Annotated in this window: 11 protein-coding genes and 1 pseudogene; 6 read left to right on the forward strand and 6 right to left on the reverse strand. The window is 68.8% G+C overall.

Translation table 11 applies throughout. From position 1 onward, the window contains the following. A pseudogene (locus FL344_RS38800) lies at positions 1-279 on the forward strand (hypothetical protein); the annotation flags it as partial. A gap of 6 nt (positions 280-285) precedes the next feature. Here the strand turns inward: FL344_RS38800 and FL344_RS37125 are convergent. From FL344_RS37125 to FL344_RS37150, 6 genes are all read right to left on the reverse strand, one after another. Further along, positions 286-1,134, reverse strand: coding sequence for an ATP-grasp domain-containing protein (locus FL344_RS37125; RefSeq protein WP_141621828.1), 849 nt, complete (start codon positions 1,132-1,134; stop codon positions 286-288). 113 nt (positions 1,135-1,247) lie between these two features. Then, positions 1,248-1,901 carry a DNA oxidative demethylase AlkB gene (gene alkB / locus FL344_RS37130; RefSeq protein ID WP_141621829.1) on the reverse strand — a complete coding sequence of 218 codons (654 nt, stop codon included), beginning with the start codon at positions 1,899-1,901 and terminating at the stop codon, positions 1,248-1,250. A gap of 9 nt (positions 1,902-1,910) precedes the next feature. Beyond that, positions 1,911-2,714 (reverse strand): 2OG-Fe(II) oxygenase, encoded by an 804-nt coding sequence (locus tag FL344_RS37135; protein ID WP_141621830.1) that lies wholly within the window; start codon positions 2,712-2,714, stop codon positions 1,911-1,913. A gap of 49 nt (positions 2,715-2,763) precedes the next feature. Beyond that, on the reverse strand, positions 2,764-3,741 hold the full coding sequence (locus FL344_RS37140; RefSeq protein ID WP_141621831.1) for a DMT family transporter: 978 nt from the start codon (positions 3,739-3,741) through the stop codon (positions 2,764-2,766). Next, complete coding sequence (queG, locus tag FL344_RS37145) at positions 3,714-4,733, reverse strand: tRNA epoxyqueuosine(34) reductase QueG (protein ID WP_141590286.1); 1,020 nt, start codon at positions 4,731-4,733, stop codon at positions 3,714-3,716. Before queG ends, FL344_RS37140 begins: the two co-directional genes overlap by 28 nt. 13 nt (positions 4,734-4,746) lie before the next feature. Beyond that, complete coding sequence (locus FL344_RS37150) at positions 4,747-5,307, reverse strand: cob(I)yrinic acid a,c-diamide adenosyltransferase (RefSeq protein WP_141621832.1); 561 nt, start codon at positions 5,305-5,307, stop codon at positions 4,747-4,749. 148 nt (positions 5,308-5,455) lie between these two features. On the opposite strand from FL344_RS37150, the gene FL344_RS37155 reads away from it, so the two are divergent. From FL344_RS37155 to FL344_RS37175, 5 genes are all read left to right on the forward strand, one after another. Next, positions 5,456-6,250: a thymidylate synthase gene (locus tag FL344_RS37155; protein ID WP_141621833.1), complete on the forward strand. Its 795-nt coding sequence runs from the start codon at positions 5,456-5,458 to the stop codon at positions 6,248-6,250. Then, entirely contained in the window at positions 6,247-6,726 is a 480-nt protein-coding gene (locus FL344_RS37160; RefSeq protein ID WP_141621834.1) for a dihydrofolate reductase, read from the forward strand. Before FL344_RS37155 ends, FL344_RS37160 begins: the two co-directional genes overlap by 4 nt. A gap of 121 nt (positions 6,727-6,847) precedes the next feature. Then, positions 6,848-7,084, forward strand: a complete 237-nt coding sequence (locus tag FL344_RS37165) for a hypothetical protein (RefSeq protein WP_141590283.1) — start codon at positions 6,848-6,850, stop codon at positions 7,082-7,084. A gap of 97 nt (positions 7,085-7,181) precedes the next feature. Continuing rightward, complete coding sequence (locus FL344_RS37170; protein WP_141621835.1) at positions 7,182-7,541, forward strand: hypothetical protein; 360 nt, start codon at positions 7,182-7,184, stop codon at positions 7,539-7,541. Between the two features lie 66 nt (positions 7,542-7,607). Beyond that, positions 7,608-9,461, forward strand: coding sequence for a cytochrome c/FTR1 family iron permease (locus FL344_RS37175; RefSeq protein WP_141621836.1), 1,854 nt, complete (start codon positions 7,608-7,610; stop codon positions 9,459-9,461). The last annotated feature ends 137 nt before the right edge of the window (positions 9,462-9,598 follow it).

The following is a 9,598-nucleotide window of genomic DNA, read 5'->3' on the forward strand; positions in this document are numbered from 1 at the left end:
GACCCGACGTCCCTGGGCGACCTGGACTCTCTGGATGACGAGCCCACGGTGATGGCGGCGCCAGAGCCCGCGCCCGCGCCAGCCGCGCCCGAGCCGGTGAAGCCTGCTCCGCCCGCGGTCTCCGCGAGCCCGGCGAAGAAGGACCCGCTGCTCGACGAAGACGTGTCCGACGCTCCGCCTCCGGTGGTGAAGAAGCCGGAGCCCAGCAAGTCCACCAAGCCGGCGCTGCCGCCAGAGCCCAAGTACGACATCTCCGAGTGGGACCCGAACGGGGACTGAGGCGCGCTAGGCCGCTCCGGTTTCGCGCTCGGCATCCAGGATGGCCCGCCAGAGCGCGAACGGAGAAATCCCCGCGTAGCCGCTCTCCTGGCCGTCGTTGCACTCAATGACAATCCACCGGCCCGATACCTCCTGGGCCACGTCCACCACGAGGAAGGGCACGTCCAGCCGACGTGCCACCTCGCGCCCGAGCCCGAGCGCCTCTCGCTGCGCTTCCGCCGTCAGGGTGTACGGCGTGCCCTGCCACCAGTAGGGCCCCCACCCCACCAGCTGGCCCTTCCACCAGAAGGTGCGGAATTCGAAGGAGCTGGGGATGCGGTCCGGCGCGCCCTCTTCGACCCGGCGCAGGGGCCTCAACTCCCGGCACACCACTCGCTGCCAGTGGAGGATGGGGTCCTTTGCGTAGGCAGCCATCGCCTGACGGAACTGCTCGGGCCCTTCGATGATGGAGAGCGACTTGCGGTGCCGGCTGGTCTGCCGCTCACCCTTCACGAACACGGGCCACCCCAGCAGACGCTCCACGGTCTCCGCGTCTGGCCGCTCATCGAACCAGACGCTCCGCGGAGTCAGGTCCGTGAGCTTCGGGTACCAGTGAGGCAGCTCCGTGGCCAGGAGGTGCTGCTCGGGTGTGTGCACCAGGCGGATGCCCGCTTCCGCCAACTCGCGGTAGCACTCGGCGTAGTCGTTCCAGACTCCGACTCTGGCCACCACCTCCGTGAACTCCGGCAGCACGTACGGACGGCGGCATGCGAAGAAGCGGTCGAAGGCGAAATCGTAGATGCCTTGTCCGGTCGGCGCGGACAAAAGCCACAGCCGCTCTTCCACCTGAAGCAGGTCCTCACCCGGACGGAGCATGGATGCACTCTATGGCGTTCACCGCCGTCCACCATTTCCAACCGGCAAGCCCATCAGGGCCCGTCCTCATCGCGAGACTGAAGCACAGGGAGGCCGCAGCCCTGCGCCAGACATCATCGTGCCTTCCGGAACGTCAGGTTGATGCGATGCCCACCCACCTGCGGATGGTGGCCTGGCTTGAGCGGCGTGACGCCGTGGTAGCGCAGGCGGGCTGGTCCGCCCCAGACGACCACGTCGCCATGGCTCAACCGTACTCGCGCCGGCCTGTCCGCGCGCTCCTCGCCACCGAAGAGGAAGACCGCCGGGAGCCCCAATGAGACGGAGACGATGGGCGCGGTGAAATCACGCTCGTCCTTGTCCTGGTGCAGCGACATCTTCGCCCCGGGCTCGTAGCGATTCACCAGGCACGCATCTGGGATGAACCCTTCGAAGCCTGCCTTCGCGGCGGCGAACTGCGCCAATCGCAGGAAGACCGCCGGCATCTCCGGCCAGGGCCGTCCCTGCACCGGGTCCACCGCGTCATAGCGATACCCCGTCCGGTCCGTCACCCAGCCCCACGAACCGCAGCTCGTCATCGCCACTGACATGCGGTAGCCGCCCGGCGTCTCCATGTGGCGGAAGGGCGAAGCGAGCGCGACGTCCCGGACCGCGCCCAGCAACTCCACGTCGTGGGCCAGCGCGAAGCCCCGAAGCACCACGGCACCGGGGCCCAGCGATTCCTCGCGAGGGCCCGTGCCACCCAGGCCGTCGAACAAGTCCATCGTCATTCGCGCGCCTCAAGCCGCATCATGGAAGATGACGCCTACTGTGTGGCGCTGTCCTGAGCGGATGCGGCTGACGCCGTGCCGGAGGTTGACGCGGTACACGCCTCGCGTGCCCTGCACCGGGCGGTGGTGGACGGCGAACACCACCGCGTCTCCCTGGCGCAGCGGGACGACCTCCGCCCGTGACTGCATGCGCGGACGCTGCTCGGTGAGGATGAACTCGCCTCCCGTGAAGTCCCGCCCGGGCTCCGACAGCAGAATCGCCACCTGGAGCGGGAAGACGTGCTCCCCGTAGAGGTCCTGGTGCAGGCAGTTGTAGTCGTCCGCCTCGTACCGCAACAGCAGCGGCGTCGGCCGCACCTGCCCCGCCGCGTGGCAGCGTTCGAGGTACGCCGCATGCGACTCCGGGTACCGCACCTCGAGGCCCATGGCCGTGTTCCAGCGGTTCGCAATCGGCGCGAGCCGGGGGTACAGCGCCTCGCGCAGCCCGGCGACCACGTCTGGCAGCGGGTACTCGAAGTACTTGTACTCACCCCTTCCGAAGCCGTGCCGCGCCATCACCACGCGGCTGCGGAACACGGCGTCTTCCGGATACAGCGCCGCCAGGGCGTCACACTCGGCGGGCGTGACGAGCCGCTCCAACGTCGCGCAGCCTCGCGCGTCCAACTCCTCCGAGACACGTGCCCAGTCGACGTCGGCCACCCGCTCCGGGACATGCTTCACGGCTCGGACCGATCCGGGCGGGCGTGACCTTCCCGCCGTCACCCTCTGCGTGGACACGACGTCTGCTTCCTTCCGGGAAACCCTTGCGGCCATGACGGGAAGCTAAAGGGCGACGACAGGCCCGGCACTCCGAGTCTTGCGGCTATCCGACGCTCGATGAGGCGGGAGGCCGCTCTGGCACGGCCGGCGCCGCGGCGGGCGTCCGGACGTGCGCCGCCTGCGTCAGTCGCACACCGAGGAGCACGAGCACGCCGCCCACGGCGATTTCCCAGTGCAGCGCCTCGTCCAGGATGGCCCAGGCGGCCAGCGCGGTCGCCGCGGGCTGGAGGTTGGAGAACACGGCCACCTTCGACGCCGGCACCCTCGACAGCGCGAAGTACCAGAGCAGGTACGCCACCACCGACGTGAGCAGGCCCAGGTAGACGATGGAGTACCGAGCCGCGGAGCTGGCCGCGAGCACCGCCTCCGGCTTCGCGAAGAACGGCGCCATCAGCATCATCAGCAACGTGGAGGCCACCATGCTCCACGACGTCGCGCGAATCGGGCCGTGGATGGCGACGAACGGCTTGCCCTCCGTCGTGTACACCACCCACGACATCACCGCGCCCAGGATGAGCAGGTCTCCCATCAACGAGCCGCTCGCATCCGCCAGCCCGCGCCCCAACAGCAACACCACCACGCCCGCGAACGCCGTGATGATGCCGCCCATCGCCCGGAGCGAGGCGCGCTCATGCCCGCGCCCCAGGCTGAGCAGGTACACGCCCAGCGGCGTCAGCGCGTAGAGCAGCGCCGCGTGCGCCGCCGTGGACTGGGACAGGCCATAGAAGAAGAACACCTGGTTCACCGGCCCCGCCAGCAGGCCCAGCAGCAACACCCTCCCCCACTCGTTGCGCGGCGGCAGCCGGGGCCCGGGCAGGAAACACAGCAACAGCATGAACACCGAGCCACTCAACACGAAACGCCACAGCACCACCGTGAGCGGCGCCAGCTCCGACATCGCGCGCTTTCCCGCCAGGTACGTCCCCGCGCTGATGAGGACCTGGAGGATGAGCCCGGCGTAGACAGGGCCCAATGACTGCGGAGAGGTGGACGTCAGGGGTCGAGCTGAAGAAGCGCCCATTGCGCGGCGGTACGTACCAATTCACTCGAATCGCCGCAGAGCTTTTCCAGCAACGGTTTCGTGTCCGCCTGCTTCGCCACACCCAACGCATACACGGCGTTGCGGCGCAGCCCGTCGTACCGAGCGCGCGCCAGCGCGGTGCCAGGTATTAGGTGCTCATACTGTTCCACTGTGAGTCCCGCGAGCTCGCGCACACCCAATTCCGCCACTGCCCGGGGCGCGAAGCGCGGGTGCTCCGCGAACACCGGCCGGCGGTTCAGCGGACACACCTGCTGGCAGATGTCGCAGCCGAAAATCAGGTTGTCGAACTTGAAGCGAAACGCCTCCGGCACCTGCTGCTCGCGGTTCTCGATGGTCTGGTAGGACAGGCACGCGCGCGCGTCCACGCGGCCGTTGCCCACCAGCGCGCCCGTGGGACAGGACATGAGGCAGCGGCGGCAAGCGCCACACCGGTCCGCCGCGGGGCCGTTGCCGTAGTCGTCGACCTCGGCATCCACCACGAGCGTGGCCAGCAGCACCCACGAGCCGTAGGGCTCGGTGATGAAGCAGCCGTTCTTCCCCACGTAGCCGAGCCCCGCGCGCGCCGCCCACACCTTCTCCATCAGCGGGCCGCTGTCCACGCCGCCGTAGCTGCCCAGCCCCGGGTACATCACGTTGAGCGCCTTGCGGAACGCCTTCATCCGGTCGCGCAGCGTGGAGTGGTAGTCGCGCCCTCGGGCATAGCGCGCGATGGGGGAGTCCACCGTCTCCGCGTCGTCGCGCCAGTAGTTGTTCGCGAAGGAGATGACCGTCTTCGCGCCCGGCAGCAGGAGCGAGACGTCCAGCCGCTCGGCGGCCCGCTCGCCCATCCAGTCCATGTCCGCCGCGTAGCCCGCGGCCACCCACTCCATCAGGAAGTCGGGCGGGATGGGCTCGGCGCGCGCGAACCCCACCAGGTCGAAGCCAACCGAGCTGGCGAGGTCACGCAGATGGGCGGTGGGCAGCACGTTCACGGGGCGCGTCCGACTATTTCGAGGGCTTCGCCGGAATCCACTTCACGTCTTCCACGCTCGCACGGTGGTTGACCACGCGAGCCAGGACGAAGAGCAGGTCGGAGAGCCTGTTGAGATAGACGACCACCGCCTTCGGAATCTTCCCTTCGCGCAGCAGCGGCACCGTGCGGCGCTCGGCGCGGCGGCAGACAGTGCGCGCCAGGTGCAGCGCGCTCGCGGCCTGCGTGCCTCCGGGCAGGATGAAGTGGGTCATCGGCGGAAGCTCCGCCTCGAAGCCGTCGATGGCGCGCTCCATGTCTTCCGCCCACTCGGCCTTCAGCTCGGGGATGTGCGCCGACGCCTTCGTGCCCTCAGGCGTGGCCAGCACCGCGCCCACCGTGAAGAGCTGGTCCTGGAGCCGGTGGAGCAGCGCGTCCACGTCCGTGGGCCCCTCGAAGCTCCGCACCAGGCCGAGGGTCGCGTTCAGTTCGTCCACTTCCCCATACGCGTCCACACGAACGTCGTCCTTCGAGACGCGTCCGCCACCGAACAGACCGGTCTCTCCCGCATCACCCGTCTTCGTATAGAGTTTCATGCCCCGGCTTCTAACGGTGCGTGACGACTGGCGTCCATGAGAAGCCGCAGACCTGCGACACACGTGTGGGGGGCTGTACCAGTTTTACTCTGAGCGGTGCTCCTGCTTAGCGCTTTGAGTCGGACACCGGCTCAGTTACATGGGCCCCATGCAGCCCTATCTGTCCCTGCTCGACCACGTCCTGCACCATGGGGTGAAGAAGGGCGACCGTACCGGCACGGGGACGCTCAGCGTCTTCGGGCCCCAGCTCCGGTTCGACCTCACGCAAGGCTTCCCGCTCCTCACCACCAAGAAGCTGCACACGAAGTCCATCCTCCATGAGCTGCTGTGGATGCTCGCGGGGGACACCAACGTGCGCACGCTCCAGGCCCAGGGCGTCACCATCTGGGACGAGTGGGCCAACGCCGACGGCAGCCTCGGCCCCGTGTACGGGCACCAGTGGCGCTCGTGGACGGCGCCCGATGGTGGACACATCGACCAGATGAAGGCGCTGGTGGAGGGACTGAAGAAGAACCCCGACTCGCGCCGCCACATCATCAGCGCGTGGAACGTGGCGGACCTCCCGTCCATGAAGCTGCCGCCCTGCCACGTCCTCTTCCAGTTCTACGTGGCCAACGGGCGGCTGTCCTGCCAGCTCTATCAGCGCAGCGCGGACCTCTTCCTGGGGCTGCCCTTCAACATCGCCTCGTACTCCCTGCTGACGATGATGGTGGCGCAGGTGACGGGCCTGCAGGCGCACGAGTTCATCCACACCGTGGGTGACGCGCACCTGTACCTGAACCACGTCGAGCAGGCGAAGACGCAACTGTCGCGCGAACCGCGCCCCCTGCCTCGCATGCGCATCAACCCCGACGTGACGGACCTCTTCGCCTTCAAGTACGAGGACTTCACGCTCGAGGGCTACGACCCGCACCCCGCCATCAAGGCGCCCGTGGCCGTATGAAGCTGTCCGCCATCGTCGCCATGGCGGCGAACCGGGTCATCGGCGCGGGCAACCAGCTCCCGTGGCGGCTGCCCGCGGACCTCGCGCGCTTCAAGCGCGTCACCATGGGCCACACCCTGGTGATGGGGCGCAAGACGTACGAGTCCATCGGCCGTCCGCTGCCGGGCCGCACCTTCATCGTCGTCACCCGCCAGCGTGACTTCGCGCCCCCGGGTGTCCAGGTGGCGCACTCCGTGGACGAAGCGCTCTCCGTGGCGAAAGCCAGCGGTGACTCGGAGGTCTTCATCGCCGGGGGCGCGGACCTCTATGCCCAGACGATGGACCGCGTGCAGCGCCTCTACCTCACGCGCATCGCCCGGGATTTTCCTGGCGACACCTGGTTCCCCGACGTGGACCTGTCGGGTTGGACATGCGTCGAAGAGGAAGCACATCCCGACGCCGAGCCACCCCATACCTTCCTCACCTACGAGCGCTGACGCACCCCTTCGCCCGGCGGCGTCTACATGCATGCCCGGGCGAGGGCGCACGCCCACATTCCTTCCTTCAAACGTTAAGCGCACAATCCAGACCTCACCCGTCAGTCTCACGGAGCTCCGGATGCACAAGACGTGGATGCGAGGACTTGGATTGGTTGCGGCGGCGGTGATGCTGGCCTGTGGTGGCTCCGTGGAGGAGGCCCCCGTGGACGAAACGGGCAGCGCCGAGCAGGAGCTGCGCCTGTGTGATTTGCAAGGCCGGTGTGCCGCCAACGAGGTCTGCGTGGGCGGCCCCGGTGGCGTCTGTTACCCGTGCGACCGCTTCCCGCAGTACTGCGAAATCATCATCGAGCAGTAGCGCGAAGGTGAAGCACGAGGCGCCCGGCCATCCATCCGGCCGGGGGCCTCCCATCCCGCCGCCTGGCACGTCCTGACGCCATGCACACTTCCACGGGATGCAGACCACCGTCCTCTCTCGTCCCATCGAAGCGCCGTGGCGGACCGCGGCCCTCTCCAGCGCCGCCGTGCTCACGGCTTCCAACGTGGCCGCGCTCGTGGCCAGCCTCCGGCTTGCTCCCTTGCTGCGTCACCGGCTGAGGCCCCGGTCTCGTGCCCTGTCCGCACTGGCCGTTGGAGCCACCGCGCTGGGAGCGCTCGCCATCGGCGCGCTCAGCATCGGCACCCTGGCCATCCGAGCCCTGACCATTGGCAAGCTGCGGGGTGATGACTGGCAGGTGGATTCACTCCGCGTGGGCTCGCTCCAGGTCGTCGAGACGATTGGACCCACAGGCGGTTCTGGTGTGGGCGCGACCTGAGTCCGGTAGATTTTGAAGTTGCTTCGCAAGATTGAAAGGCCACCACCCCACTGGTAGAGGGGTGGCATGACTCGCGCCGCCTCGCTGCTGCTGTTCCTCCTGCTTGCCCTGCCTCTCGCGTCCCGCGCGGACGACGGCGCCTCCGAGGAACGCACGTGGCACCGGCTCATCGGCATCCTCCAGTACCTGGAGGCGGACTATCCGCTCGCCATCGAGTCGCAGTCCGCGTTCGAGCTGGCGGAGCAGAAGAGCTTCGCGGCGGAGGCGGTGGACGCGGCGCGCGGCCTGGGTCCCGCGGCAGCGGCCTTCCTGCCGCGCGTGCAGGACATCCAGGCCCGCGTGGACAAGGGCGAGGACCCTGACGGCGTCAGCCGCGACTGCGGTGAGCTGGTGGAGAACCTCGTCACGGCTGGAGGGCTGGCCCGCAGCCCACGCCGCCCGCCGGACCTCGCGCTGGGCCAGTCACTGTTCGCCACCAACTGCGCCGCGTGCCATGGCGCCGACGGCAGCGCGAACGTGGCCATCGCCGCCAACATGGAGCCGGCGCCCGCCAACTTCCAGGACGCGGAGCTGATGGAAGGCCTCACGCCGTACAAGGCCTTCAACACCACCAGCTTCGGCGTGCCCGGCACCGCGATGCCGGCCTACCCCACCCTGTCCGAGGAGGAGCGCTGGTCGCTGGCCTTCTACGTCTTCACCATGCGCCTCCCCGAGTGCGAGGGCACGCCGCCGCGCGTCTCCCTGGAGCGGCTGGCCAACGCCACCGACGCGGACCTGGTGAAGGAGTTCGGTCAGGAGAACCTCGCCTGTCTGCGCCGGAAGATGCTGGACGCGGACGAGGAGCGCTCGCTGCTCGCCGCCCGGGAGAACGTGCAGCAGGCCATGCGCCTGGGCGCTGCGGGTGACATCGCGGGCGCGAAGGCGGCCCTGCTGGACGGCTACCTCAACGGCGTGGAGCCGGTGGAGCCCAAGCTCAGCGCGCGCGACTCGGCGCTGACGCTGAAAATCGAGCAGGGCTTCCTCAAGGCCCGCATGGCCGCGGAGCGCGGCAGCCCGCACCTCCAGGACGAGGGCCGGGAGCTGCTGGCCCTGCTGGACCAGGCGCGGCGTGACTCGGGCACCACCGCGACCCTGCTGTCCACGATGTGGCTGACGCTGCTCATCCTGCTGCGCGAGGGCTTCGAGGCGACCATCATCGTCGCGGCGCTGCTGGCCGCGCTGCGCAAGATGAAGGCCACCGAGCACGCCCGCGTGGTGCACTTCGGATGGATTTCCGCGCTCATCGCCGGCGCGCTGTCCTACGTGCTCGGCCGCCACCTGCTGGCCGGCGCCCAGCGCGAGTGGATGGAAGGCATCGCCGCGCTCGCGGCGGTGGGCATGCTGGTGTACGCGGCGCTGTGGCTCAACGCCCGCTCCAACATCAGCCAGTTCATGGGCGAGCTGCGCGAGAAGATGCAGGGCGCGCTGGGCCGAGGCAGCATGCTGGGCCTGTTCCTCATCGCCTTCACCGCCGTGCTGCGTGAGAGCTTCGAAACGGCCATCTTCCTCCAGGGGCTCGCGCTGGACTCGCCACAGGGCGTGGCCTGGGGCGCGCTCGCGGGCGCGGTGGCCATGGTGGTGATGGTCCTCTTCATCAACCGGCTGGGTTACCGCCTGCCGATGAAGACGCTCTTCAACGCGTCCACCGTCATCCTGGTCCTCACCGCCGTGATGCTGCTGGGCAAGGGCCTCCACTCGCTGCAGGAAGTCGGCGCGCTGCCGCTCGCGCCCGTGCCCTTCATCACCGTGGACATGCTGGGCATCTATCCGGACGCGCTCTCGCTCGTTCCCCAGCTCCTGCTGAGCGGCATCCCCCTGGCCGTCGTGCTGCTGCGCCGCAAGGGCCGAGCCCAGCCTGTTTCCGAGGCCTCCGCTGGTTAGGGCGACGCGCGCCCGTCGTTGCGGTAGCGTGTCCCAGGTGAAGGTTTCACGAGCCCACTCCATCGGGTTGGCCATGCTGGTCCTCTCGGGCCCGAACGCCGCTTGGGCGCAGGAGCCCCCCGCGAGCGAGCCCGCCC

The organism is Myxococcus sp. AB036A (assembly GCF_006547355.1).
Taxonomy (GTDB): domain Bacteria; phylum Myxococcota; class Myxococcia; order Myxococcales; family Myxococcaceae; genus Myxococcus; species Myxococcus virescens.